The sequence below is a fragment of the Ferrimonas gelatinilytica genome (assembly GCF_039544205.1).
In the GTDB taxonomy this organism is placed as follows: domain Bacteria; phylum Pseudomonadota; class Gammaproteobacteria; order Enterobacterales; family Shewanellaceae; genus Ferrimonas; species Ferrimonas gelatinilytica.
Map to the genome: position 1 here is coordinate 339,726 of NZ_BAABLF010000006.1, position 25,869 is coordinate 365,594.

At 61.1% G+C, this 25,869-nt stretch carries 24 protein-coding genes; 10 read left to right on the forward strand and 14 right to left on the reverse strand.

Going from position 1 to position 25,869, the window contains the following annotated elements:
* Positions 1 to 126: 126 nt before the first annotated feature.
* A complete protein-coding gene (locus tag ABD997_RS06535) occupies positions 127 to 948 on the forward strand; it encodes an SDR family oxidoreductase (RefSeq protein WP_345316203.1) in 822 nt (273 codons plus the stop codon).
* A gap of 95 nt (positions 949 to 1,043) precedes the next feature.
* On the forward strand, positions 1,044 to 1,706 hold the full coding sequence (locus ABD997_RS06540) for an SIMPL domain-containing protein (RefSeq protein WP_345316204.1): 663 nt from the start codon (positions 1,044 to 1,046) through the stop codon (positions 1,704 to 1,706).
* A gap of 4 nt (positions 1,707 to 1,710) precedes the next feature.
* Here the strand turns inward: ABD997_RS06540 and ABD997_RS06545 are convergent, their stop codons facing one another.
* On the reverse strand, positions 1,711 to 2,457 hold the full coding sequence (locus tag ABD997_RS06545; RefSeq protein WP_345316205.1) for an HAD-IIA family hydrolase: 747 nt from the start codon (positions 2,455 to 2,457) through the stop codon (positions 1,711 to 1,713).
* Between the two features lie 280 nt (positions 2,458 to 2,737).
* Here ABD997_RS06545 and ABD997_RS06550 point away from each other — a divergent pair, with 280 nt between their 5' ends.
* On the forward strand, positions 2,738 to 3,922 hold the full coding sequence (locus ABD997_RS06550; protein WP_345316206.1) for a BamA/TamA family outer membrane protein: 1,185 nt from the start codon (positions 2,738 to 2,740) through the stop codon (positions 3,920 to 3,922).
* A 68-nt stretch (positions 3,923 to 3,990) separates the two neighbouring features.
* Here ABD997_RS06550 and purN read toward each other — a convergent pair whose 3' ends face one another.
* Positions 3,991 to 4,635 (reverse strand): phosphoribosylglycinamide formyltransferase, encoded by a 645-nt coding sequence (purN, locus tag ABD997_RS06555; protein ID WP_345316207.1) that lies wholly within the window; start codon positions 4,633 to 4,635, stop codon positions 3,991 to 3,993.
* 33 nt (positions 4,636 to 4,668) lie between these two features.
* Positions 4,669 to 5,706: a phosphoribosylformylglycinamidine cyclo-ligase gene (purM, locus tag ABD997_RS06560; protein ID WP_345316208.1), complete on the reverse strand. Its 1,038-nt coding sequence runs from the start codon at positions 5,704 to 5,706 to the stop codon at positions 4,669 to 4,671.
* Positions 5,707 to 5,999: 293 nt separating this feature from the next.
* Between purM and upp the strand changes: the two genes are divergently transcribed.
* The 4 genes from upp to hda all read left to right on the forward strand — a co-directional run bounded on the left by upp (position 6,000) and on the right by hda (position 9,827).
* Positions 6,000 to 6,626, forward strand: coding sequence for a uracil phosphoribosyltransferase (upp, locus tag ABD997_RS06565; RefSeq protein WP_345316209.1), 627 nt, complete (start codon positions 6,000 to 6,002; stop codon positions 6,624 to 6,626).
* A gap of 94 nt (positions 6,627 to 6,720) precedes the next feature.
* On the forward strand, positions 6,721 to 7,956 hold the full coding sequence (locus tag ABD997_RS06570; RefSeq protein ID WP_345316210.1) for a uracil-xanthine permease family protein: 1,236 nt from the start codon (positions 6,721 to 6,723) through the stop codon (positions 7,954 to 7,956).
* 71 nt (positions 7,957 to 8,027) lie between these two features.
* Positions 8,028 to 9,059, forward strand: a complete 1,032-nt coding sequence (locus ABD997_RS06575) for a DUF2066 domain-containing protein (RefSeq protein ID WP_345316211.1) — start codon at positions 8,028 to 8,030, stop codon at positions 9,057 to 9,059.
* Positions 9,060 to 9,119: 60 nt separating this feature from the next.
* Entirely contained in the window at positions 9,120 to 9,827 is a 708-nt protein-coding gene (gene hda / locus ABD997_RS06580; RefSeq protein ID WP_345316212.1) for a DnaA inactivator Hda, read from the forward strand.
* Between the two features lie 76 nt (positions 9,828 to 9,903).
* Here hda and ABD997_RS06585 read toward each other — a convergent pair whose 3' ends face one another.
* From ABD997_RS06585 to bepA, 4 genes are read right to left on the reverse strand one after another with little or no spacing between them, the layout of a single operon-like run.
* Positions 9,904 to 11,811 carry a PKD domain-containing protein gene (locus ABD997_RS06585; protein ID WP_345316213.1) on the reverse strand — a complete coding sequence of 636 codons (1,908 nt, stop codon included), beginning with the start codon at positions 11,809 to 11,811 and terminating at the stop codon, positions 9,904 to 9,906.
* Between the two features lie 54 nt (positions 11,812 to 11,865).
* Entirely contained in the window at positions 11,866 to 12,255 is a 390-nt protein-coding gene (locus tag ABD997_RS06590; protein ID WP_345316214.1) for a DUF2069 domain-containing protein, read from the reverse strand.
* Positions 12,252 to 12,599: an arsenate reductase (glutaredoxin) gene (gene arsC, locus ABD997_RS06595; protein ID WP_345316215.1), complete on the reverse strand. Its 348-nt coding sequence runs from the start codon at positions 12,597 to 12,599 to the stop codon at positions 12,252 to 12,254. The genes ABD997_RS06590 and arsC overlap by 4 nt, the downstream gene beginning before the upstream one ends.
* 28 nt (positions 12,600 to 12,627) lie before the next feature.
* On the reverse strand, positions 12,628 to 14,082 hold the full coding sequence (gene bepA / locus ABD997_RS06600) for a beta-barrel assembly-enhancing protease (RefSeq protein ID WP_345316216.1): 1,455 nt from the start codon (positions 14,080 to 14,082) through the stop codon (positions 12,628 to 12,630).
* 131 nt (positions 14,083 to 14,213) lie between these two features.
* Between bepA and ABD997_RS06605 the strand changes: the two genes are divergently transcribed.
* Positions 14,214 to 14,456 (forward strand): sulfurtransferase TusA family protein, encoded by a 243-nt coding sequence (locus ABD997_RS06605; protein WP_345316217.1) that lies wholly within the window; start codon positions 14,214 to 14,216, stop codon positions 14,454 to 14,456.
* A 6-nt stretch (positions 14,457 to 14,462) separates the two neighbouring features.
* Positions 14,463 to 15,518 (forward strand): AI-2E family transporter, encoded by a 1,056-nt coding sequence (locus tag ABD997_RS06610; protein WP_345316218.1) that lies wholly within the window; start codon positions 14,463 to 14,465, stop codon positions 15,516 to 15,518.
* A gap of 330 nt (positions 15,519 to 15,848) precedes the next feature.
* Here the strand turns inward: ABD997_RS06610 and ABD997_RS06615 are convergent, their stop codons facing one another.
* The 3 genes from ABD997_RS06615 to ABD997_RS06625 form a co-directional block, all read right to left on the reverse strand.
* The gene (locus ABD997_RS06615) at positions 15,849 to 16,937 is read right to left on the reverse strand and encodes a ketoacyl-ACP synthase III (protein ID WP_345316219.1); all 1,089 of its coding nucleotides are present in this window, start codon (positions 16,935 to 16,937) and stop codon (positions 15,849 to 15,851) included.
* Positions 16,938 to 17,684: a GntR family transcriptional regulator gene (locus ABD997_RS06620; RefSeq protein WP_345316220.1), complete on the reverse strand. Its 747-nt coding sequence runs from the start codon at positions 17,682 to 17,684 to the stop codon at positions 16,938 to 16,940.
* 294 nt (positions 17,685 to 17,978) lie between these two features.
* On the reverse strand, positions 17,979 to 18,782 hold the full coding sequence (locus tag ABD997_RS06625) for a D-hexose-6-phosphate mutarotase (protein ID WP_345316221.1): 804 nt from the start codon (positions 18,780 to 18,782) through the stop codon (positions 17,979 to 17,981).
* Between the two features lie 232 nt (positions 18,783 to 19,014).
* Between ABD997_RS06625 and ABD997_RS06630 the strand changes: the two genes are divergently transcribed.
* Positions 19,015 to 19,287, forward strand: coding sequence for a hypothetical protein (locus tag ABD997_RS06630; protein ID WP_345316222.1), 273 nt, complete (start codon positions 19,015 to 19,017; stop codon positions 19,285 to 19,287).
* A 26-nt stretch (positions 19,288 to 19,313) separates the two neighbouring features.
* Here ABD997_RS06630 and ABD997_RS06635 read toward each other — a convergent pair whose 3' ends face one another.
* The 4 genes from ABD997_RS06635 to ABD997_RS06650 all read right to left on the reverse strand — a co-directional run bounded on the left by ABD997_RS06635 (position 19,314) and on the right by ABD997_RS06650 (position 25,829).
* Positions 19,314 to 21,143 carry a M48 family metallopeptidase gene (locus tag ABD997_RS06635; protein ID WP_345316223.1) on the reverse strand — a complete coding sequence of 610 codons (1,830 nt, stop codon included), beginning with the start codon at positions 21,141 to 21,143 and terminating at the stop codon, positions 19,314 to 19,316.
* A gap of 3 nt (positions 21,144 to 21,146) precedes the next feature.
* Positions 21,147 to 21,737, reverse strand: coding sequence for a LemA family protein (locus tag ABD997_RS06640; protein WP_345316224.1), 591 nt, complete (start codon positions 21,735 to 21,737; stop codon positions 21,147 to 21,149).
* Between the two features lie 145 nt (positions 21,738 to 21,882).
* Positions 21,883 to 24,510 carry a glycoside hydrolase family 3 protein gene (locus ABD997_RS06645; RefSeq protein ID WP_345316225.1) on the reverse strand — a complete coding sequence of 876 codons (2,628 nt, stop codon included), beginning with the start codon at positions 24,508 to 24,510 and terminating at the stop codon, positions 21,883 to 21,885.
* 59 nt (positions 24,511 to 24,569) lie between these two features.
* Positions 24,570 to 25,829, reverse strand: coding sequence for a sugar MFS transporter (locus tag ABD997_RS06650; RefSeq protein WP_425557058.1), 1,260 nt, complete (start codon positions 25,827 to 25,829; stop codon positions 24,570 to 24,572).
* Positions 25,830 to 25,869 lie beyond the last annotated feature (40 nt).

The window sequence follows — 25,869 nt, forward strand, 5'->3', positions numbered from 1 at the left end:
CCAGGACTGAGTGCGACTGGCCCAGGCCAGGGCGCTTGGGCAACCCAGGTGGACTAAGCTTGCGGCGGGGAGATGGCCAACTTGGGCTTTATCCAGGAACAGGGCACGGTGTGACAAGGAGAAAGTATGAGTCAACGAGTAAGTATCGTGGGGTGTGGCTGGCTGGGAATGCCCCTGGCGCTGCACCTCCAGAGCCAGGGCTGGGGTGTCACCGGGTCGGGCCGGCGCGAGGAGACGCTGCAGGCGTTGGCAGAGGCCGGGATCCCCGGCTCTTTGCTGGTGATCGGTGAGCAGATCCAGTGTGACGCGCCGGACACCCTGTTTGCGGCAGATACCCTGATAATCAACGTTCCGCCCGGTCGGGAGGAGCAGGATAACAGCTACGGCGAGCGGATGGCGTTGCTGGCGGAGCTGGCCGTCGAGCATGGGATCCGACAGGCGCTGTTTGTCAGCTCCACGTCGGTTTACCAGGATGGGCCCACCTTTCCGGAATGTGATGAGTTGGCCCCCTTAAGCGACTCCCCCCGGGCCCGGATGATGCGCCTGGCTGAGCAGGTGGTGCGGGATCGCTTTGCGAAGGTGATCGTGCTGCGTCCATCGGGCCTGGTGGGCGGGGAGCGACACCCGGGACGTTTCCTTGCCGGGCGCAAGGGACTGACGGGTGCCGAGGCGCCGGTAAACCTGGTCCATCGGGACGATGTGATCGGGGCGATACAGTGCCTGATCAGCCGCGGTCCCTGGGGCGAGACGTTCAACCTGTCGGCGCCTTTGCACCCCACCCGGGGTGACTTCTACCCCCGTGCAGCCCTTGGGCTTGGCCTTTGTGAGCCGGAATTCAGTGATGCGCCCCTGCCGGGAAAGAGGATCTGCAGCGATAAGCTGGTGCAAAGCATGGGGTTTCATTTCCGCTACCCGGATCCCCTGACGATGCCGCCGCTGGGGAATTAACCAAAAAAGGGGCTGTGTCGCCGCGGCGTTTTATTGCGGCGGGGACTTGGCCCGTTGGTCGTTAGTGTGCTGGCCTTTGGGCCATAGGGGAGAGGATGAGAACTCTAGGGGCGTGGTGCGGGTTACTGGTACTGCTGTCGTTGCCGACGCTGGCGGACACGGGCTTCATTCAGGTTCAGGGGCAGGCAGAGCAGCAGGTGATGCCAGATCGGGCGCGGCTCACTGTACGAGTGCAAACGTTGCACGACGCACCGCAGGAGGCTAAGGCGCAGGCAGATAGCGTGATGGCGCGGCTAGTGACGCTGGTCCGAAGCCGGGAGGCGCCGTTCGACGCGCTGCAGGCGGGGCACCTCGCGCTCGGGCCTAAATACCGCTTCGACCGGGGGGAACGAACTTTCCTCGGCTACGAGGCGACGCGGACGCTAAGCCTGGAAGTGGAGGCGGAGCAGGTGGGGGGCTGGCTGGGGCTGCTGGCTGAAAACGGTGCCACCGAGATCCTGGCGCCGGAGTACCTGGCCAGTGGCGGTGCGGAGCGTCGTTTAGTCCTGTACCAGATGGCACTGAAAGACGCCCTGGCCCGGGCACAGGCGCTGACCCCGGAAGGGCAGTCACTCGGACCGGTGCTGGAGATTCTGGAGCAGGGTTCACCGATGCCTGGGCGAGGGTTACGGATGGAGATGGCGTCCGATCCTGGCGGCTACGTGGCAGGCCCGCTGGTCGAGCGGGCCCTGATCACCGTGAAGGTGGCCCTGCAGTGAGCACTTAAACCACATCGATCTCGGCGGCGCAGGGGTAGATGTGGTTGGGGCGGAAGGGGTGGAGATCCAGGTCCTCCATTCGACTGACTCCGGAGAGCACCATCACCGTCTCTAGCCCGGCTTGAAATCCCGCCAGGATGTCGGTGTTGAGGTTATCGCCGATGATCAGGGTGTCCTTGGCGTGGCTTCCGAGATGATTGAGGGCACTGCGGATGATCCAGGCACTGGGCTTGCCGATGTAAAAAGGTTTCTTGCCGGTGATCCGTTCGATAGGGGCACAGAGCGCACCGCAGGCCGGGGAGTGGTTGGGGCCGTGTGTATCGGGGTTGGTGGCGATAAAGCGTGCGCCCTCCGCCACGAAGCGCGCCCCCCGGTGGATCATGTCCCAGTTAAAGCTGCGGGTCTCGCCCACGATGACGAAATCGGGGTTGATGTCGGTGATGGTAAACCCCTTCTTGTACAACTCATGGGTCAGCGCACCTTCGCCGATCACGTAGGCCTTCTTACCCTCCTGATGACAGAGAAAATCCGCGGTGGCCATGGCGGCGGTATAGAAGTGCTCCTCAGACAGGGGGATCCCGGCGGCGTTGAGGCGGTTGGCCAGATCTTTGGCGGTTTGCGCCGGGTAGTTGGTGAGGCAGACCAGTGGCGTCCCCTGGTCCAGCAGGCGCTCGATAAACCGGTCTGAGCCCGGGATCAGTTTGTTGTCGTGCAAAAGCACGCCATCGATGTCGCAGATCACACTCTTCATAAAACCACCAGTGATAAAATTGCCAACTTTACAATGATTTACAGCTACCTTTCGCATCGGTGACGTCCGCCTGTCACTCCGGTGCCCACTCGTCCCCCCCGAGCGGGAGACCCCAATCAAGTTCAATATCCTGCCAGCTTAGCGGGTTTGTCTACAGTTAAGGAAGCTATCTCTTTGTTGTCGGCGGGAAAAAGGGATCCACCTCTCGCCCGCGTCAGCGAGACGGTGGCAAGGATGAAACAGGCTGCAGGAGACCAACGGGGTCCGATTGAGGGGAAAAATGAGCAGAGCAGATGGCAAGTGGATGCGGCGTTGTTTGAGTGCCGCAGGGGGCGTGTTGATGGTGTCACAGGTTCAGGCGGTCTCCTTTATCGATCCACTGGATGGTCAATTTGATATGGGCGAGTACCTGGCAGAGAACGCTTACGGCTTCCTGCCGGTGCCGGTGATCATCACCGAGCCTGCGGTGGGTTACGGGGGTGGCCTGATCGGGGTGTTCCTGCATGAATCGGCGGAGGAGAAAGCGCGTCGTAAAACGATGGCTCGGCAGTCAACCGATGGAGGCGCCCAGTTGATCCCACCGGCGGTGACGGCGGTCGGTGGCGGCGGTACGGAGAACGGTACCTGGTTTGCGCTGGGGGGGCACAGGCGCACCTGGCGCGAAGACGGGATCCGTTACCAGGGGTTTGGCGGCTACGCCAATGCGGTGATCGATATCTACAACGATCTGGGTGGGTTATTGCCGGGGGCGGGGTTCGCGATTCAAACCGATTCCCAGGGCTATTTTATTGTGCAGGATGTCCAGTTTCGCTTGCCGGACACCAACTGGTTTCTCGGGTTTGCCCAGACCTATGCTCACTTCGAAGTCAGTTCCGATAATCCGCTGGCGGATCGCGTTTTGAAGCTACTGCTCGGAGAGAGCACCGGTACTTCTGCCCTGGGTGTCATGGCGGAGTACGACAGCAGGAACAGTTTCTTCTTCCCGACGAAAGGCTACTCCCTGGATTTCAAGTACATGTTTTACAGGGATTTCTTTGGAAGCGATTACGACTACGACACTTTGGACCTGATTGGCCAGGCTTACTTCCCGGTGACCGAGAAATGGACTTGGGCATTAAAGGGCGCATACCAGTCCCTCAATAGTGATGAAGTGGGCTTACCGCCCCTGGTGCGCCCTTACATCGATCTGAGGGGGATCCCCTCGTTCCGATACCAGGGGGACTACGTCAGTGCGATCCAGACTCAGATCATGTGGCAGGTTGCCCCCCGTTGGACCCTGTCCGGCTTTGTGGGCGTCGGCAGTGCCGAGTCCGAATTTGACGATCTCTATGGCGAGGGCGAGTGGGCCTACGGGGCGGGTTTCCGTTACCAGGTTGCCCGTCGCTATGGCCTTCATATGGGTATGGACTTCGGTTTCAGCGACGAGGACAGTGCCTTCTACATCACCGTCGGTACCGGATTCTGAGGCTGGACTCGAGACCAAAAAAAAGCGCGGCGAATGCCGCGCTTTTTTCTATCCGCTCTTCGGGTCCCTTACTCGGAGGCGTAGCCGGCACCGGGTAGGGCCTGGCCATCCATCCTTGCTTCGCCGTCCACCATCGAAAGGCGCCCATCACAGAACCATTTCACCACCAGCGGGTAGATCCGATGTTCCTGCTGATGAACGCGCTGAGCCAGGTCGTCTGCCTCGTCGCCGGGAAAGATTGGCACCTTGGCCTGGAGGATCACCGGGCCTCCATCGAGTTCGGCGGTGACAAAGTGCACCGAGCAGCCGTGTTCGCTATCCCCGGCATCCAGGGCGCGCTGATGCGTATTGAGCCCGGTGTACTTAGGCAGCAGGGAGGGGTGGATATTGAACATCCGACCGGCGAAGCGTTCTACCAGTGGCCCGGAGAGGATCCGCATGAAACCGGCGAGCACCACCAGATCAAGGTTGAGGCGAATAAGCTCCGCCCCAAGACGCTGATCGTACTGGGCCCGGGACTCCCCCGGTTCGGCGGCGATAACCTGGGTGGCGATGCCGGCGTCTTTGGCCCTTTGCAGCCCATAGGCATCGGCTTTGTCGCTGATTACCGCCACGATCTCACCGGGGATCTCCCCACTTTGACTGGCGTCAATCAGGGCTTGCAGGTTGCTGCCGTTTCCGGAGATCAGGACGGCGATGCGGTTCTGTTTCATGCTGGTTCCTAACATCAGGGTTGCCCCTTGGGATTACTGGATCTCGACCTGAGGTTCGTCACCGCTGCGCTCGGCGATGGTGCCGATAAGCCAGGCATTCTCGCCTTGGTCATTAAGCAGGGCGATCGCGGCTTCGGCGTGCTCTTTGGGCAGGGCGATGACCAAGCCTACACCACAGTTGAAGGTACGGTACATCTCATGCTCGGCGATATTGCCGGTTTCCTGCAACCAGTTAAATACCGCCGGCCACTCCCAGCTTTGGCCGTCGATCACCGCCTTGAGCTGTTCCGGTAACACCCGGGGGATGTTTTCCCAGAAGCCACCGCCGGTAATGTGGGAGATGGCGTGTACCGGCGTTTGGGCCAGCAGGTTGAGCACAGGTTTGACGTAGATCCGGGTCGGTGCCATGAGAGCATCCAGCAGCGGCGTCTCCCCCAACTGAACCGCGTCGGGGTTCTCAACCCGCTCAAGGACTTTGCGGATCAGTGAGTAACCGTTGGAGTGCGGGCCGGAGGAACCCAGGGCAATGATGGCGTCGCCGGCGGCAACCTGGCTGCCGTCGATCACCTCATCCTCTTCCACCACGCCGACACAGAAGCCCGCCATATCGTAATCGGCGCCTTCATACATGCCGGGCATCTCGGCGGTTTCGCCTCCGATCAGGGCACAGCCGGCCAGGCTGCAGCCGTCGGCAATGCCGGAGACCACCCGGGTGGCCACCTCAACGTCCAGCTTCCCGGTGGCGTAGTAGTCGAGGAAGAAGAGGGGCTCTGCACCCTGGACGATGAGGTCGTTCACACACATGGCGACCAGGTCGATGCCAACGGAGTCATGGCGCTGGTGGTCGATCGCCAGTCGCAGCTTGGTGCCCACACCATCGGTACCGCTGACCAGCAGCGGCTTCTTGTAGTTGCTGGGCAGGCGACAGAGTGCCCCAAATCCCCCTAACCCCCCCATCACTTCCGGGCGCCGGGTCCGTTTAACGGCGGATTTAATGTTATCTACCAGGGCGTTGCCTGCATCGATATCGACGCCGGCATCTTTGTAGCTCAGTTGGCTGGGAGTAGTCACAGAGGCCTCGTTTATGATTTTTATCAGGGTGTAGGGGGGCGATCCCGCTTCGTATCCTGGTCCGGTTGCCGTAGGGGCCGCCGGTCCCAAATGCGGTGTCAATTTTTGCGCGGTATTCTATCAGGCAATGGGGGTGGCCCCAAGCTTTTGCCGGATAGAGAAAAAATCCAATTTCACTGGGGTGTGGGTCACAGTTTCCAGTGGCGTGCGAAGGGAATAGTTTCCGTGGCCCCAAAGCCAAGCTAAACTCCGGCCAATTTGTCTAAAAAAATGAATCACAGCTGGAGATGGCGATGAAAGTCACTGAAGTCAAGCACCCCTTGATCCAACACAAACTGGGCCTGATGCGGGAAGCGGAGATCAGCACCAAGCGCTTCCGTGAGTTGGCGGGGGAGGTGGCCGCCTTGTTGACTTATGAAGCCACGGCCGACTTCCCTACCGAAGAGGTCACCATCGACGGCTGGAATGGCCCTATCAAGGTCAACAAGATCAAGGGCAAAAAAGTGACGGTCGTGCCGATCCTGCGTGCGGGCCTGGGCATGATGGACGGTGTTCTGGAGCATATCCCGTCGGCGAAAGTCTCCGTGGTCGGTATCTACCGCGATGAGGAGACCCTGGAACCGGTGTCCTATTTCGAAAAGCTGGTCTCCAATATCGAAGAGCGCATCGCTCTGGTGGTCGATCCTATGCTCGCCACCGGGGGCTCCATGATCGCGACGCTGGATCTGCTCAAGGCTCGCGGCTGTCAGCACATTAAGGTGCTGGTCCTGGTGGCGGCCCCGGAAGGGGTGAAAGCGCTGGAAGCTGCCCATCCGGATGTGGAGCTGTTTGCTGCCTCCATCGACGAGTGCCTCAATGACCAAGGCTACATCCTGCCGGGTCTTGGCGATGCCGGCGATAAGATTTTCGGTACCAAGTGATCCCGGTGACGGGAAACAGGCGTCGTCATCGGCGCCTTTTTTATGCGTGCTTCCCTGCCAATGTTAATGTCGAATAGCTAAGAGCCTTTACTCTATGGAAACAGCCCCTCTCTCTCGTCCCCAACAGATCCTTGCCGGCAGCCAGATGCTGTTTGTTGCCTTTGGTGCTCTGGTTCTGGTGCCCCTGCTCACCGGACTGAGCGTCAGTGTCGCCCTCTTTACTGCCGGTATCGGTACCCTCATCTTCCAGTTGATCACCCGTCGCCAGGTGCCGGTGTTCGTGGCCTCCTCCTTTGCCTTTATCGCGCCGATCTCCGCCGGCGTCGGCCAGTGGGGGATCGCGGATACCATGGGGGGGCTGATGGCCGCTGGCCTGGTCTACGTACTGCTCTCCCAGATGGCGCGCGTCGGGGGTGTGGCGGCGATTAACCGGGTATTGCCCCCGGTGGTGGTGGGACCGGTGATCATGGTGATCGGCCTGGCCCTGGCTCCGGTGGCCGTTGCTATGGCGCTGGGTTTTGAGGGGGAGACCCAGGTGGTGGACACCACGACAGCGTTGATGGTGGCGCTGCCCACCCTGTTGACCGCACTGCTGGTCTCCACCCTGGCTAAGGGGATGTTGCGGCTGCTGCCGATCCTGTGCGCCATCTGTGTCGGTTACAGCCTGTCGCTGATGTTCGACCTGGTGGATTTTTCCTCCGTGCGGGCTGCGGCGTGGCTCGCGCTGCCGGACTTCACCGCCCCCAGTTTCAACTGGCAGGCGATCCTCTTTATGATCCCGGTGGCCATTGCGCCCGCAGTGGAGCACATCGGCGATATGGTTGCTATCTCCAACGTGACCGGAAAAAACTACATCAAGAAGCCAGGCCTGCACCGGACACTGCTGGCGGATGGGATTGCTACCACGGCTGCGGCGAGCTTCGGTGGGCCGCCGAACACCACCTACTCCGAAGTGACCGGTGCGGTGATGCTGACCAAGAACTATGACCCCCGGGTGATGACCTACGGGGCCTGCTTTGCCATCCTGCTGGCGATGGTTGGAAAGTTTGGCGCCCTGTTGATGACCATCCCGACCGTCGTGATGGGAGGGGTCATGATCCTGCTGTTCGGTTCCATCGCCGCTGTTGGGCTCAACACCCTGATCAAGAATCAGGTGGACCTGGGGGAGGGGCGTAACCTGGTAATCGTGGCCGTCACCCTGGTGTTCGGGATCGGCGGCATGGTATTGCCCTTCGGCGATTTCAAGCTCGAAGGGATCGCTCTCTGTGCCATCACCGCCATTGTGCTGAACCTGGTGCTGCCCAAAGCTTCCGCGCACAAGCGTGCCTGAGTCGGCTTCGCTTAGATCGCTGTGGTACACTTTCGGCCAGTACCGTATCTGCCCAATCGATAGGAAATAATGTGCGTACGTTTCTCTTTCTCTTAGCTTTTTGCCTTTCTGCTGGTGCCCGGGCGGTGACGGTTGAGGATCTTTACCGCGGCCAGGTTCCGGTCGACTCCCGCTCTGCTCAGGAGCGCCAGCAAGGGGTTCGGGCGGCACTGGCTCAGGTGATTGTCAGGGTCACCGGGGATGAAGCGCTGCTGGCGGATGAATCCGTACGTTCAGTGTTGGGTCGTGCAGATCGCTTCCTGCTCTCCTTTGGCTACGGGGAGGCGGGGATGTTGCAGGTCGACTTCGATGGTGAACGGATCCGGCAGGCATTGCAGGCGGCGGAGCTGCCCCTTTGGGGGGCTCAGCGGCCCCAGACTTTGGTGTGGCTGGCAGGAGCGGGAGACGGTGCACCCCAGTTGCTCGGGGAGAGTGATGAGTGGGCGAACCCTCTGAGCAACAGTGGCGAGCGCCGAGGGGTTCCGGTGCTGCTGCCGATCCTGGATCTGGAAGACAGCCTGGCGGTGGAGGTGAATGACGTTTGGGGCGGCTTCCCCTCCAAGGTGCTGGAGGCCAGTACGCGCTACGGCAGCGACTTCGTTGCCAGTGTGCGTCTCGAGCAGAGCCAGGGACAGTGGCAATATGCGCTGGCGTTGTATGAGCTGCGCTCCGAGGCCGTGATCCCCCGTCCCGTATTCCGTGATCGCGGTCAGGGGGAAACCCCGGAAGCGGCGCTGGATGCCCTGGTGGCCACCTTGGCGAAGTACTATGCCGGGCGCTACGCGGCGGTGTTCTCCGGCAGCGCCGACACCGCGCAGCTGCGCTTCGAGATCCCAAAGGGGCTGGCGCCCCTGATCGCGTTGGAACGCTACCTGGAAAGCTTAACGCCGGTTCGCTCGGTCACCATCGTGGAGGTGGGCCAGGGTGAGGTGCAGTTTAGCCTGGAACTCGTTGGTGGTATCGCGGAGGTGGAGCAACTGATGGGGCTCAATCCGGCCATCACGGCGTTGCCGAGCGAGGAGCCACTCCCGGCGGCACCGCGCTACCGCTGGTCGATGCGCTAAAGCCCCATGTGTCGTGTTACACTTCGCCCGCATCTACGTCGACTTGGAACTGCCTGATCTGTGACTGCCCATTCGCCCATTCAACTGTCATTAGCGGTCCACCTGCCGGACGATGAAACTTTCCAGAGTTACTATCCGGCGGGTAACCTGCAGCTGATTGAAAGCCTGAGGCAGGCGGCGCGCGGTGAGGGCGAGCGCATTACCTACCTTTGGGGCAGTGCCAAGTCCGGACGGACCCATCTGCTTCACGCCACCTGTGCTCTGGCCAATGAGCAGGGGCGCCAGGCGTTTTACCTGCCGCTTGGGATCAACGCCTCCATGTCACCGGATATCCTGGAAGGGCTCGAGCAGATGTCGTTAATCTGTCTCGATGACATCGATGAGGTGAGTTGTCATCCCATCTGGGAGGAGGCGCTGTTCGATCTCTATAACCGGGTGGCGGAGACACCGGATTGTCGCCTGGTGGTGTCAGCCCGCAGCGCTGCGGCTCAGGCGGGGTTCCTGTTGCCGGATCTGGTCTCACGACTCAGTTGGGGGATCCAGTACCAGCTTCATCCCTTGTCCGACGAGGCCAAACTGGCGGCGCTGCAGCGTCGAGCCCGGATGCGCGGACTGGAGCTGCCGGAGGATGTGGGTCGGTTCCTGATGACGCGCCTTGCCCGAGATCTGCGCACCCTGTTTGAGGTGCTCGACCGACTCGACAAGGCCTCCATGGTGGCGCAGCGCAAGCTCACCATCCCCTTTGTCAAAGAGGCGCTGCACCTTTAACGCGGTGTTGAATCGCCAGGACGACCCGCAATAAAAAACGCCCGCTCAACTGAGCGGGCGTTTTTTATTGCGGCGGCTACCGGGCTGGCAGCGCAACCGGTGACGCATGCCTCGGGCCGAAGTGGGTACGTCCCTCCAGCGGAAGGGCTTGGGGGCCGGTAAAGGCTTTGACCGGCGATAAGTCTCTCTCCATCACAGCCTCTTCACTGAGCACCAGGTTGTCCCACCAGCTTTCACCGGAGCGCATCGGGACCGGGCCTGGCAGGCCATCGACAATCGACTCTGCCTCCGGCAATAGCTCCGCCAACACCAGGGAGAGCCTGGGCGCCAGCTCCGCCTGACCGATGCGGCCCCGCTGACCCTGTGCCACCAGGAGATCCTGGGCGCGATCGTCGCTGCGAAGGCCGGTTACGGCCACATCCCGGCGAATGCCGTAGCGCTCCCACATCATCGCTTCCTCAAACAGCATGGCGAGATCCTCCCGCTCGCTGGAGTAGCCGTAGAAGTCGCTGGCCCGGTCCGGGAAGAAGAAGCCCGCAACGTCATCGGGCGTATAACTTTTCTGCAGGTCCGTGGCGGTGGCGCCACGAAAACGAACCTCTGCCAGGCCGGACATCTGCTCGCTGAACAGGGGCAGTGTCTGGCTCAGTTGGTCAGAGGGCAACCCTTGGTTGTCGACCCGGGTAAAATACTCCTCCACCAGGGTGGCGGCCCGGATCGCGCTGTGGGTGCTGCGGGGGAAGTAATCGTTGGCATGGGCCAGCTCATGGTAGAGCAGGCTGGCCAGATCCGGTGTCAGTTGTTGCCAGGGCCGGTTGAGGTGGAACTGTGGCGGGTAGTAGAGGGAAGCGTACTCATCCCCGGAGACGTAGCGCCAGGGCATGAAGAAGGCGAGCATGGAACCAAACCCGGCACGAAAATCGGGGTCCTCGTTGATGGTGTTACGCTGCCAGTCCTCAAGCCATAGGTACTCGGGGTCCAGGTAGATGGCGCCGGTGGCGACCCAGTAGAACGAGGGGCGCACATCGTAGCTGAGCACCACGGCGGTGACCGAGCTGAGCAGGTGCAGGAAATCCCCACTGGGATCCTGCTCGCGCAGGAAGCGTTCGAACTGCTCACCCATCCAGGGATGGGAGACCAGCACACGATCCATCACCTCGTCGATGGTGGTTGTGTTGGTGGTCTGACCGATGAGGGGCAGGCTCTCCACCGTACAGGGGGTGCTGATCCGGTTGTTGTACACGCAGCGCTCCATCGCACTGGCCCAGGGGGAGTCTGGTCGATAGGCCTCTACCCGCGCGACGGGCGTGTCGAAAAAGGCGTCCTCTACGGGCGCTGGCGTTGCGCGCACCAGTACCTGTATCTCGTCGCTGACGGTGCGCCCATCCAAAGTGCCGCTCGCTTCAAACGTCAGCAGGGTGTCCTGTGTCACCCTGGGGGCGGTAAAGGTCATCAGCAGCGGGTTCCGTGAGTCCATGTCGCTCACGCTGGGGCCTTGGGTCTGTTGCCAGAGGATCCCGGTTGGGGCAGTGAGGTTAAAATTCTCATCAAATTCCAGCGCCGTTACCCTCAGGCTGACTCGGCCTCCGGAGACCACCGCATGGTCCCGGGTGACGGTGAAACCGGTCCCGAGGCCCTGAACATTGATATCGACGGTCTCTGACCGTTGGACAGCTCCGTCGGTGACCGATACCTCAAACTGATAGCTGCCCGCTTCAGGCAGGTCGAAGGCCGCCACCGGACTGATGGTGTTGGCAATATTCACGGCGGGACCGGCGGTCTGGCGCCAGCGGTAGCGCCAGTCTGTACTGCTGGTGTCGACAGGGCGGGCCACCAAAGCGATGGCGTCGCCGACGGCAGCGGTGGCGGGGGCCTGGATCTCAAGGGCCGGGCCTGGAGAGGGCAGAGGGGAGGATGAGTCACCACCGCTGCCGCCGCATCCCATCAAGCCCAGTACCAGGGCTGCCGTTAAGTAATGGCGCATAACACACTCCTTTTGTCGTTTTAGCGGACGTACTCCCTGTCCTCGCCGCCAATATCAGTTGGGTTTGAGTCCCTTCATGCTCAGGCCTAGTTCTCTCACCCGGTGACGGGCAAAGTAGGTTGCGGCCACCAGCCAGAGGCTGAGCGATGCGATGATCAGTGTCGCTATCCATCGCTGTTCAGGGTACACCCACCAGCCGGTCAACGCCCACAACAGGTAGAGTGCGGCAATAAAACCGGACCAGGCGTGGGTGTAGGGGCGGCCCTTGTGTATCCCGTACGCAGGCAGCAGCAGCGGGATCAGCAACAGCAGCTGAAACAACCAGGAGTAGCCGGGCTGTCCGGGCCACAGCAGCAACCAGGCCGGAATGAGCAGGAGGCTCGCCAGGTAACCGATCAGGGTGAGCTTACGGAGGCGGACGGTCCGCGGTGAAAGTGCGATCACGCCAGGAGCTCCAGCACCGCTTCCGGAGGACGGCCGAGCGCGGCGCGCTCCTGGTGGATCACCACCGGACGTTCGATCAGCTTGGGGTTGGCCAGCATCGCTTCGATCAGGGCGTCATCACTGGCCTCGGCCAGGTCCAGCTCCTTGTAGAGGGCTTCCTTGGTGCGCATCAGTTGACGGGGCGAGTACTGCAGCAGCGACAGAACCCGCTCCAGCTCGCTGCGTGTCGGCGGTGTCTCCAGGTAGCGGACGATGGCGGGGGTTATCCCCTTCTCTTCGAGCAGTGCCAGAGTTTGGCGACTCTTGGAGCATCTTGGGTTGTGCCAGATCAGGGTATCGGACATGAGTTCTCCATTCTTCTCGTTGTTATGATTAGAGGTTTTTCATCTGCTGCTCGGACTCTCGCAGCTGCTTGATTCGTGCATCGATGCGAGCCAGCTGCAGGGGGTTGCCCCTGGAGAGCCGATAGGCGTGTTGCAACTGATCGATGGCACGGGGGTAGTCTGCCCGCATGGCCAGGATCTCGGCCTGGACCATGTGGCGCCGGTCCGGCATATCCAGGGCGGTGTACGCCTGGGAGAGGAGATCATAAAGCACCAGATCGTCCTGGGCCAGAACCAGGCGGCGCTCAAGGATCCGCCGGGCCGCTTCCGGTTTTTGAGCGCTCAAGTAAGCGTTGGCGAGATTGAGTTCGATCACGGCATTGTTAGGCCGGTTCTTGCGCGCCGCCTCCAGCGTGTCGATGGCGACTTGCTGGCGCTCGGTGGCCAGCAGGATATCGGTGAGGGTATCCAGGTAGAACAGGTTCTTTTCGCTCTCTGCACGCAGTTCGTTGATCAGGCGCTCCGCCTCGTCGTATTGCTCGGCGCGAAAATGGACCAGGGCCAGACCGTAACGGGAGGCGTTCTTGAAGGGGTAGGTGGCATCCTTGAGCTGGCGTTCGAAGATGTCCCTTGAACGCTCGGTGCTGTAGTTGGAGAAGCGCACCTGGGCCCTCGCCTTGGCCAGCTGGAACATCAGGTTGTCCTGAATATTGCGATGGGGATAACGGGCCGCTCGGGCTCGGGTGTCGGCGATCCGGGACTCGGGTAGGGGGTGGGTCATCAGCATCGCCGGAGGTTTGCTGGCAAACCGGTACTGAGCCGCCAGTTTGCCGAAGAAACTGGGAGCGGCGTAGGGATCGAAGCCGGCGGCCACCATCGCCTGCATCCCGATCCGGTCCGCTTCCAATTCGTTACTGCGGGTGTAGTTGATCCTTGCCTGCTGGCCCATGGCCAGTGTCGATTGCAGTGCTGCCATACCCGCTTCCGGTGCCGCGATAGCGAGTAAAATGGAGCCCAGGACTCCGGCCAGGGTGGCGGGGGTGTTCTTCTGCTGGGCTTCGATGCTCCTTGCCAAATGACGCTGGGTAACGTGTGCCACTTCGTGGGCCAGAACCGAGGCGAGTTCGCTCTCATTGTCGGCGTAGTGAAACAGGGCCGTATGGACGCCAACGTGACCACCAAAAAAGGCGAAGGCATTGATATCTGGATTATTTACCAGGAAAAAGCGGAACGGTGTCCGGACATTGTTGGAGTGGGCAACGATACGATGACCGACATCATTGAGGTATTCGGTCATCACCGGATCGTTGACGATCGGGATCTGGTTTCGAAGGACTCGCATGTAGAAGTCCCCCACCTCCATCTCTTTCTCGATGGTTAGCGTGGTGATGGCCGCCGTCCCAAGGTTGGGCAGTTCATTGGCGGCTTTGCCCACACCGATGCTCGCCAGGGCGGCAAGGGTAGACAGCACGATGGCCCAAAGGCGATTAACAGGTTTCTTCACAACGGAGAGTCTTAATTGGTTACGGCCCTAGTGTATCGTTAAAAAAAACCAGTGTCCCAGGCGTTTGTGGTTTGCAGGCAGTCGCGCGATAATGACCACCATGCTGCCAGTCGGCCTATTAGGAGTGGATATTGTCGAAGTCGGAACTCACGCTGGACCTGCGTCAAGAGCGCTGTCCCCTGGCGTTTGTCAAAGCCAAGTTGGCGATCCAGGCGCACGACGCGATGGCTCCTCTCACAATCCTGATCTCAGACCCCGGCACCCGTAGAGATGTTCCGCGCTGGCTTGAGAAAACCGGGTACCACTTTGAACTCCTGACGGATCCGGTTGATGGCCTCCGAGTAAGGGTTCTATCAAAGCAATTGGGAAACTAAAAAACAATGTGGAATTTGGTCCGTAACTGGTATCGAGAGAAATTTTCCGATCCCCAGGCGGTCACCCTGACGGTGATCCTGTTGGCGGGCTTCGCGCTGATCTACTTTTACGGCAACCTGCTGATGCCCCTGTTGGTGGCGGTTGTGCTGGCTTACATGTTGGAGTGGCCGGTGGCGAAGATGGCGGTGCTGGGGATCCCCAGGGTGGTGGCGGCGAGCCTGGTGTTGCTGTTGTTCCTGTTGGTGATGGTACTGATGGTGTTGGTGATGCTGCCGGCACTGTGGCGTCAGGGGGTGTCGTTGATGGCGGAACTGCCGGCGATGGTCAGCCAGTGGCAGGGGCTGTTGATGACCCTGCCGGAGCAGTATCCCACCATCATTGATCAGAACCAGCTGGCTAACCTGGTATCCGGTTTTAACAACTCCCTGCTGAAGGCGGGGCAGGGGTTGGTGTCGATGTCCATCGCCTCGCTGGTGGACCTGGTGGCCTTGATGGTTTACGCCATCCTGGTTCCCCTGCTGCTGTTTTTCCTGCTGAAGGACAAAGAGCAGCTGATGGCCAGCCTGTCCCGGTTCATTCCCCAGAATCGAGAACTGGCCAACCAGGTGGCCGGGGAGATGAATGTTCAGATTGGCAACTACATTCGCGGTAAGGTCATTGAGATCCTCATCGTCGGGACCAGCAGCTTCATCGTGTTCTTCACCATGGAACTGCGCTACGCGGCGCTGCTCAGTGTCCTGGTTGGACTGTCGGTGTTGATCCCCTACATCGGTGCCACTGTGGTGACCCTACCGGTGGCGCTGGTGGCGTTTTTTCAGTGGGGGATCTCCCCCCAGTTTGGTTACCTGCTTCTGGCCTACGGCATTATCCAGGCGGTGGACGGTAACATTTTGGTGCCCCTGCTGTTCTCGGAAGCGGTCAACCTTCACCCGGTGGCCATCATCGTTTCGGTGTTGATCTTCGGTGGCCTTTGGGGCTTCTGGGGGGTGTTCTTTGCCATCCCCCTGGCGACCCTGGTCAAGGCGGTGATCAATGCCTGGCCAACGGGGGCAGTGCGCTAGGAAACGCTCGGCGGTTTCGAGCTGCCCGTCCCTATCTTCGCCTCAATGCATGGCCGTCCGGCATCAGCGCCGTCGGCTACCTCGGTTGAGGCTGGAAAGAGTAAGGCCAGGGATTTTAAGGCCAGGAACAAGTAAGGCGAAGAGGATGGCCGTCGGTATTCGGGGGATAACGCCGCGTGCTGGTGGGAAGGGCATCGGGCTTTGCTGAGACTCCGTTGCCATTCGCGGGCAAAGCGGGGACAGAGCCGGAAAGGGATGCCAGCCTGGTGGGCGTCCACCAAGCTGACATTGGGTACCCGCAGTGTTTTTCGCGGGCACCCTCAAGGGCGCTTAGTTACCCTCGGCCTTACGCCTTTGGTGCGCCGCGACATCCGCGACCAGTTCCAGCCCGGTCTTGTCGCAGGGCGGAAGCTCTGCATCGCTGTGTCCCAGCGGCGTGGTGCGCGGCCCCCACTTGATCAGCGCTGCGGCCGAGGTCAGGCCGGCGCCAAAGGCACAGGAGAGCAGGGTGTCGCCGGGGTGGATCCGGCCCTGTTCCAGGGCATCACACAACGCCATCGGGATGGTGGCAGCAGAAGTGTTGCCATGGTGCTCGATATTGACGAAGGCCTTCTCCGCCGGAAGACCCATCTTGGCCACCAGGGTGTCGATGATGCGTACGTTGGCCTGATGGGGAACCACCAGATCCACCTCCTCTTTGCTGACGCCAGCCTGTTCCAGCACCTGCTGGCTCAGGGCGCCCATGCCGGCAATGGCACGCTTGAAGATCTCCCGACCATTGAAGTCGAGGAAAAACTCCGTTGCTTCCGGTGACAGGCGGTCTAAGTCGGATCCAAACCCTTGCACTCTCAAGTGTTCACGCCCGGAGGGATCGTTGTGCATGGCATAAGCCAGGACACCGGTCGGCTCACTCTGCTCCACCGCTTCCACGATCACGGCGCCGGCAGCATCACCGAAGAGCACCGCGGTATCTCTCAGGGTCCAGTTGACGTAGAAGCTGAGACGCTCGGCACCGATAATCAGGACCCGACGATTCTGGCCGCTGCGGATCTGTGCGGTGGCCAGTCCCAGGGCATAGAGAAAGCCGGAACAGGCGGCGTTGATATCAAAGGCGGCGCAGTTGGCGCCGATCTCCGCCTGAACCGTGGCGGCAATGTTGGGCACCAGGGTATCGGGCGTGGCGCTGGCCAGGATAATCATATCGATATCCTCACCACTCAACCCGGCGCAGGCCAACGCGTGCTTCGCGGCGACGGTCGCCATCGTTGAGGTACTGACGTGACTGATACGGCGCTCACCGATCCCGGTTCGAGTGCGGATCCACTCGTCGCTGGTGTCCATGAGGTGGGTCAGGTCGTCGTTGGTCAGAACCGCAGGGGGTAAACATTTCCCCCAACCCGTGATCTGTGCTGATAGCATCTAAAGCTCCTGATGATGCGTTTGGGACGCGTTATCTTGTTTTTGTCTTGTTGATTGGGACCCGGAGTGTGGCAGGTGACCCACATGGGCCGCCACACACGCCTTGGCCTTGTGGGCCGCGTCCAGAATATGGTGGTGCAAAAGATCGGCCGCGCGCTGTGCGTCCCCTTGAAAGCAGAGATCGAGCAGGGCTCGATGCTCCTCCTTGGCGCTGGGGATCCCGCCACCCACCACCAGTTGCAGCCGAATGTAACGGTCCGCATTGGTGTTAAGTGCCCTCACAATCTCCAGCGTATGGGGCCGTCTGGCTCCGGCATACAGGCTCAGATGGAACAGGGCATTGAGCTCACTCCATTGGTTGATGCCGTCCTGACGATCAAAGGCACTTTCAAGCCTCTGCAGGTACGCTTCGGCACACTGTAACTGCTCTGCCGTCAGATTGGGTACCGAACGGGCCAGAAGCCCCGGCTCAATCTGGACACGCAGTTCGAACAACTCATCCAGTTGCGTCATGGAGAGTTCGGTCGCTGTGGCACCTCGATGGGCTTCAAAGCGGACCAGACCCTCCGCCTCCAGCTGCAGCAGGGCTTCCCGAATCGGGATCCGGCTGACGTTGAGTTCCTCGGCCAGATTGCTCTGTCGAAGCGGCGTCCCGCCGGGTATCTGACCGGAGAGGATCCGGTCTCGAAGCACCTCCACCACTCGCTGAGTTCGCGTTTTATGAATGATGGGACTTCCTTGGCTCATACATTGATTTCGCTGTCGTTAATTGCTGGTTAGGGTACCGCCGCAGAGCGGTTAAGAAAAGCGGTCGCCGATCTTCCCGAGGGGTTTATTGGTTGGTTGGACCTCTTTAGTGAGAGCTTGTGTGCCCTTTTTCGGGATAACTTACTGTTATTGAATGAGATATGTTCAGGGAGCAACTTGCCCGGAAAGCGATGCCCCCAGCGTGAAATTTTTGTCGGCGGCGCGGCTTTTGGAGAAAACAGCGAAACCGGTTGCTGCCCCAGAGCCGCTCCTCGCCCCGGTGAATGGCTAGGGTCAGTGCCCGCCCTCATGGGAAGCGGGCAAAACCCGCTGGGCCAGACGGTGCCGCTGGCCGGGTGCCAGGGTGACCGGGGAGCGGGCAACGGCGGATTCAATACAGAGGAAATGGCGCCAATGCCCCGGCGTAATGTCAGGCATCGCAGCAGCACCCTGTTGGCCGGGATTCCAGATCACCGTCGCATCATTGCCTTGGTTACGGATAATCCGGTTGTCGAGCTGCACCCGGTCGAGGCCCGGCACCACGGCATCGATGGGGATGGGCAGTGCGCCCGCATCAAAATGGGCTTCTTGCCCCGACAACTTGTCATGAAATGGCCGGCTGGTCAGTTCCGGCAGTAAAACCTGAGTGACATCTTCACAGGCGAAGTAGCTGTGCAGGGCGCCGGTGAAGGACCATGGCCGGTTGTCCCGGTTTTCAATGGTCAGTTCCAGCTGCAGCCCCTGGGTATCACACTGGATCTCCATCCTTGCGTGAAACCGGTGGGGCCAGAGCGCCCGGGTTTGGGGGCTATCGCTGAGTTCAAACTGAAGCCGGCCCGAGCTGGCGTCGTTGCTTGTGAGTTCCCAGAGTGACGTTCGGGCAAAGCCGTGGCTGGGCCCCCCCTTCGCGCCACCAAACCAGGGAAAGCAGAGGGGGACACCGCCCCGTATGGGGTGTTGACCGCCGAGATCCGCATTGGAACTTAACCAGAGCTGCTCTTGGCCCCGATGGCGCCAGCTGAGTAGGTGGGCGCCAAATCGGCAGGCGATGATCTCGCTGTCGCCGGCACGCAGCGTGATGGGGCTTGTCGGACTCAAAAATCCTCCTGGTCTGTATGTCTCTCGGAGCATCATACAACGGCGGTGTCGGGCTTATGAAGGTGTTGAATTGCCGAGAAGTCCAAGATGGAGTCAGAACGATAATAAAGGCCGCTGACGCACTGGCGGTGCGTGGGATTTCATCTAACCTTTGACCTCTATTCATTGCTTCTTGTTGGCTCAGGTAGGGCTTATGGATCCCGAAACTCGCAAGCAGATAGAATGGATTCTGATGCCCCCTCTCATGGAAGTGTTACCTCACCAGTTTGAAAACGGCGCTCGATTTAAAGGGTTTCGTGCCCTCTGTGACTATTGTGGCGGAGAGATCCGCCTACCCCAGGTTCATGGTGGCATCGTCTCCCTGAGCCATAACCGCTGCGTGGTGAATGCCCGGGCACGTTGCCCCGAGTGCGCTATGCACTGTGAATACCATTACCTGTTGGACGCCGAGGGGGAGATGTCGGCCCGTCGCCTGGCAGGTCCGGATGACCACCTCGCCCAGTAACGCCAGCCCGACATGATGCCGGGCTGCTACTCGGTTTGGGGTGCGTCGAGGATCCAGGCCAGGGTCTGGGTCAGCACCTGTTCTGACTCGGTGATCTGCCCGTCCTGCTCAATACAATGCTTAAACGCACGCATCAAACGCTGCTTATAAAGGGGCTTGCTGGCGCGCAAGAGGGGCACAGCCTCGCTGGCTTGGGCCCAGTCGAGCCGTTCCGGCCAGTCAGAGTTGTAGGCCCCGAGGCTGTTCAGTCCCCGGTAAAATGCTTTCTTAACCTCTTGGGGCTGCTCGGCGGCGGAGGACTCTCCACCGCCGTCGGCCTGGGCCAGCAGCGCCATCAGTTGGGTAGCGGCGCGTTCATGGGCTTTAGGGCCAGCGGGGCGACCGCCGGTTTCCAGCAGGTAGTGACGCAGTAGCTGACAGAAGCACCAGCGCAGCAGCCTGGACTCCCCATGGGACCAGCACGCCTCGACCTGCTGCATCAACAGCCTGCGTTGCGGCTCGGACAGTTCCATGAGTGCGGGCATCGACAGTTGCAGAAGCTGCAACTGCTGCAATTTGGAGAGGGTGCGAACCGCATCCCGGCGCTTGAGGATCCCCTGCATCACGGCCGGCGCCAGTTCCGGGATCGAGTGGGACTCCGAATCGGGCCACATCAGTGCCAGTGCCAGCTCCCGTGCCCCTTCGGGTTCGTGACTGTCCGATTGAAGGGCGTCTGGCAATGCTGCCAGCAGTGCGGCGGCCTGGAGAGGGTGCGACGCGCCGCTGCCGGACAATGCGGACGGAGAGGGAGACCTCCCCTCACCGCCTGCCGCCTCCAGCGATTGTCGCCGTGCTAGGCGGCGCTGCATCGCGTTGACCGTGGGGGCGTATTGACCGTCCCAGCCGGGCTCGATCGCCCGGATCCGCTTCTCCAGTGGGGGATGGGTGGCAAACAGGCCCCGCAGTGGACGGTAGGCTCCGAAGAAGAGATGGCTGGTTTCGCTGGCTTTGGGGTGATCGACCCGGCTACCGCTTTGGTGGGCACCGATCAGTTTGAGTGCCTCGGCGATCCCTGTCGGATTGCGGGTGTACTGTACCGCCGAAGCGTCCGCCAGATACTCTCGCTGGCGGCTGACGGCGGACTGAATCATGCGGCCGAAGGTGGTGCCGATCCAGCCAAGCAGCAACAGTGCGAGACCGATGATCGCGGCCTGATTGGACTCTTTGCTGCGCCCGCGGCTGCCGTGCACCACCAACTCGCCGATCTGGCTAAGAAACAGGATCCCGGCGAGTACCGCTATCAGGCGCAGGTTCAGGCGCATGTCACCGTTGAGGATATGGCTGAACTCATGGGCTATGACACCCTGCAGCTGGTCCCGATCCATCTGTTCGAGACAGCCCCGGGTGACCCCGATCACCGCATCGGCCGGGCCGTGGCCAGCGGCGAAGGCGTTGATCCCGGCTTCGTTATCCAGCAGATAAACCCTGGGAACCGGCAAGCCGCTGGCCAGGGCCATCTCCTCCACCACATTGCGCAGTCGCTTTTCATCCGGGTCTTCGGTATTCGGCGGGATCCGTCTGCCACCCAAGGATTCGGCGATCCGGCTGCCTCCGCCACGCAGTGCCGCCCATTTGAACAGGCTGACCAGAAGGATCACTGCCACCACCGCGGCGGTGATGGCGGCTCCCCGGTCGGAGAGCATCCCATCGATGACGGCGTTCAGAGGGTCCGCCTGGCTTTGCGGCGTCGCCGGCATCAACACGCTTGCCACCACGGCGTTGATGACGATGACGATGGCGGTCACCGCCAGGATGAACAGGAGAATAAGATGCCAGGTGCGACGCCGTGCCTGGTCCTGCTGGGCAAAGAAGTCCATGGATCAGAACTGTACTTTGGGAGCTGCCTGAATAGCGGGACTGTCGTCGAACTCCAGCAGGCTGGCGTCCTGACGATGGCCAAAAGCGCCGGCAAAGATCACGGGCGGGAAACTCTGCTTGTAGCTGTTATAGGCGGTCACGGCATCGTTGAAAGCTTGCCTGGCAAAGGCGACGCGATTCTCGGTGGTAGTCAACTCTTCGGAAACCTGCATCATGTTTTGATTGGCCTTGAGGTCCGGGTAAGCCTCCATTACCACGTTCAGCCGCCCCAGGGCGGAGGTCAGGGCGGACTCGGCGCCGCCGAGCTGGGCGATGCCACTGGCGGAGGTGGGATCGGCGCTGGCGGCCTGAAGGCCCGCAAGTGCCTGGTTACGGGCGCTGATCACCGCCTCGAGGGTCTCCCGCTCATGTTTGAGGTAGCCCTTGGCGGTTTCCACCAGGTTGGGGATCAGATCGTAGCGGCGCTTCAGTTGTACCTCGATCTGAGCGAAGGCGTTCTGATGACGGTTTTTTAGGCTCACCAGGGTGTTGTAGATGCTGACCACGTAGAGCACGAGCAGGGCCAGGATAATCAGGGTTATGGCGGTTGACATGAGGTTCCCATCGGTTGGTCGAGTGCCTGCCCAAGATACCCCCCACGACGTGAGAAAAAAAGCCCAGTAAGGACAAAGAAGCTCTAAGAAACAGAAGGTTAAAAAAAGGAGGCCCTCGGCCTCCTTGGTTATAGGGAACGCCCGTTCAGGCGTCCGGGCAGCGCAGTGTTGCCTCAGCGGCCCCACCGGGTACCAGAGTGATCTTGCCAAAGTCGATTTGCATCCTGGCCTCGGTTTCGAGGGCAACAGGTGCGGTGATCTTGGCGAAGTTGACTCCTTGCTGGGCGAAGCAGCGCAGATCGACACTGACAGTCCCCCACTGCTGCTCCAGACGGTTGAGGGCCTCATGGAGGGCAACCTTACCCTGGCACTGGCCTTCACAGGCCATGGTCAGGAAAAGCGGTGATTCAATGGCGTCGGCGCTGTGCAACTCGATGCTCAGGGCAGAGTCCGCCTCAAGGTAGGCACGGAGATCCTCAGGGAAGTTACCCTGCAGTCCCACCCAGCCACGCCCTTGGCCGTTGAAAGCCACAGTGCGGACATCCTCCTGTACGTCCCTGTCCGCGGATTTCAGGGTGACAACGTCGTTGCTCTGGATGCTGCTGCTCACCGTTTGCTGAGTTTGCTGTTCCCCCAACTGGGCGCCCATCATCATGTGCCAGGGTGCCTTGACCGCCTGCGCAAACAGGGTCTGGGAGGTGACCTTGAGTTGCGATAGACCATTATCTTCCGACAGGTTACCGGCCAGGGTGCTGGGCTCGCCCGCCTTGAGGCCGAAGCCGTAGGGCAGTAGAGGTTTCACGTCGGCATCCTGAAAGTTGACCCGTGCCTGTTGCGGGCTGGCGGGCCAGGAGAAGGGCAGGGTGCCGGTGAAGTCATGTCGAACCTGGCCGTCGGCATCGCGAAAGAGAACATCCGCCACGCCGGCGCCTTCGGTACCTGGCAGCCAGGCCGCCACAAAGGCATCGGAGGCGTTAAGCTCGGGGTTGATCCACAGCGGACGGCCGCTGATGAAGACGGAGATAACAGGTATCCCTTGGGCCTTCAGACGGTTGAGCAGTGCCAGGTCGCGCTTGTTGCCCCGCTGGTACTCCAGGTTGTCCAGATCACCATTCCCCTCTGCGTAGGGGTCCTCGCCGAACACCACGATGGCAGCATCCGGCAGGGTGGGTTCGTCCCAGCTGCCATCCGCGCTCAACACGGCACGACCGCCCGCGCTCTTGACGGTATCGGCAATACCCGCGTAGATGGAGGTGGCACCCGGGAACTCGTGGTTCTGGTTGCCCGTACCCTGCCAGGTGATGGACCAGCCACCGGACTGCTTGCCGATGTTATCGGCACCATCGCCAGCGATCAGGAGGGTTTGGCCAGGCATCAATGGCAGCAGGTTACCGTCATTTTTCAACAGCACCAGGGATTCCCTGACGGCTTCTCGGGCGATAGCCCTGTGGTCAGGGTGGCCGATGAGGGCGGTTTTTCCGGACAGAGGCCGGTTTGCCGGGCTGGGCTTGTCGAAGAGACCGGCGCGGAATTTCACCCGCAGGATCCGCGCAACGGCATCGTCGATGCGACTTTGCGGGATCGTCCCATCGCGGACCTGGGCGATGGTGTTGTGGTAGAGCGGCTTCCAGGCATCGGTGGGCACCATGAAGATGTCCAGGCCAGCGTTGATCGCCTGGGGGCAGGACTCGTTGCTGCAGCCGGGGATCTGGCCGTGGCCATTCCAGTCACCGACCACCAGGCCGTCGAAGCCCATTCGGGTCTTGAGCACATCGGTAAGCAGGTAGGGGTTACCGTGGTTCTTCACCCCGTGCCAGCTGTTGAAGGAGGCCATCACGGTCTGGGCACCGGCCTCCAGGCCACCGACGTAGCCCTGGCCGTGGATCTCAAACAGTTCCCGCTCCGATGCCAGGGCATCGCCCTGGTCGTCACCGCCTTCGGTGCCGCCATCCCCCAGGAAGTGCTTGACGGTGGCGATAACACGTTGCTCGGAAAGGAAGTCCTTATCGGCAGCGCCCTGCAGGCCCTCGACGATGGCGCGGGAGTAGTCACGCACGACGGCCGGATCCTCGGAATAACTTTCGTAGGTACGGCCCCAGCGGTCATCCCGGGCGACCGCAACGGTGGGGGCGAAAACCCAATCGATGCCGGTTGCCATCACCTCTCGGGCGGTTGCGGCGGCGATCTTTTCAATCAGCTCGGGGTTTCGGGCGGCGCCCAGACCGATGTTATGGGGGAAGAGCGTCGCGCCGATGACGTTGTTGTGACCGTGCACCGCATCGGTGCCCCACATGGTGGGAATGGCGATGCCATCCTGACTGTCATCCATGGAGGCCTGGTACATCGCTTCGGCGAGGTTGATCCACTCCTCGGGGGTCGCGTGCTTGTTGTTGTGCGGGTAGGAGCCGCCGCCGTTAAGGTAGGAACCGAATCCGTACCGGCGCATATCCTCGACGGTGATATCCCGGATCTCAGGTTGGATCATCTGGGCCACCTTCTGCTCCAGCGTCATGGTGGCAAGAAGCTGCTCTACCCGCTGCTCAAGGGCCGCATCGCCCTGGTGGGGCAGTGTCAGCTTGGGCCAGATCTTGATGTCGGTCGGCTGCCCATCCACCTCGTAGCCATGGGCAGAGGAGAAGGCGGTATCGGCGGGAGCCTCCGGGGAGGCCTTGTCCGCGGAGGCTGCGTCCGTGCAGGCGGTGAGGAACCCGAGGGTACTCAGGATAAACAGCGGGCCCAGTGGACCCGTACGGTTAATGGTGTTGTGTCTCATCGACTCATCCCTAATTGATTGTCCACAAGAAAGCTAACTGTCTCTTCAGTGGGAGCATGTTAAGCCTGGGGGCGCGCTGCATGACAGCCCCGGGTGCCATAAAAGGCGATGTAGAGGTAACAGACCAGCGGCAGGGCAAAGGCGGCCTGTAGCCCCCACTGGTCCGCAAAGAACCCGGCCAGCATCGGGATCACCGCACCGCCGACGATCGCCAGGCACAAGATCCCGGAGCCCTGGCTGGTGTGCTGCTTAAGATCCTGGAGCGCCAGGCTGAAGATGGTGGGGAACATAATGGAGTTACAAAGGCCTACGAGCAACAGGGCCCACATTGCCAGCGTACCGGCGCTGACGATGGCGATGCCAACCAGGACCACTGCGCAGCAGGCGTTGAACGCCAGGGCTCGGCCAGCGGCCACTTTCTGCATCACGGCGGCACCGATGAATCGGCCGACCATGGCGCCACCGAAGTAGTAGGCGATGTAGTTGGCCGCTTCGGCATGGTTCAGGCCCCCGATCTCCGGTTGTGCCAGGAAGCTCACCAGGAAGCTGCCGATGGCCACCTCCGCGCCGACGTAGAGGAAGATCCCGACAGCACCGAGAACCAGGTGGGGATAGCGCCAGGCGCTGCCTCCCAGGTTTTGCCCCAGGGCAGCGGGTGTCTTCAGGCCCAGAAGCGGCAGCTTCAGAACCATAAACAGCAGCGCCAGGGCAAAGAGCGCGCCGGCAAGGATCAGGTAGGGCACCTGGACGTCCGAGGCGCTGGGCTCCAATGATGGATCATGGGAAGCGGCCAGGATCAGCCAGCTGCCAAACAGGGGCGCGACTGTGGTACCGAAAGAGTTGAATGCTTGGGTCAGCGTCAGGCGGGAAGAGGCGGTTTTCGCCGGGCCGAGCACGCTGACGTAGGGGTTTGCGGCAACCTGGAGGGTGGTGATCCCGGCGGCGAGGACGAACAGCGCCGTCAGGAACATGCCGTAGGAGGCAAAGCTGGCGGAGGGGTAGAACAGCAAACAGCCGAGACAGGCGATCATCAGTCCCACCACGATCCCTTTCTGGTAGCCGATCCGGCCTACCAGGGCACCGGCAGGGATGGAAACCAGGAAGTAGGCGCCGAAGAAGCAGAACTGCACCAGCATCGCCTGGGCGTAACTGAGGGAGAACTGGGCCTTCAGGTAGGGGATCAGGATGTCATTGAGACAGGTGAGAAATCCCCACATGAAGAAAAGGGAGGTCAGCGCAATCAGCGCAAACCGGGTGTTGCTGGTGTTGTCGTTGTCCACCGCGGATATCGGGTCGGTGGAGATGGAGGCATCGGCCATCATGGCTCTCCCAGGGTCATGGTTATCTGTAGCGACGGGA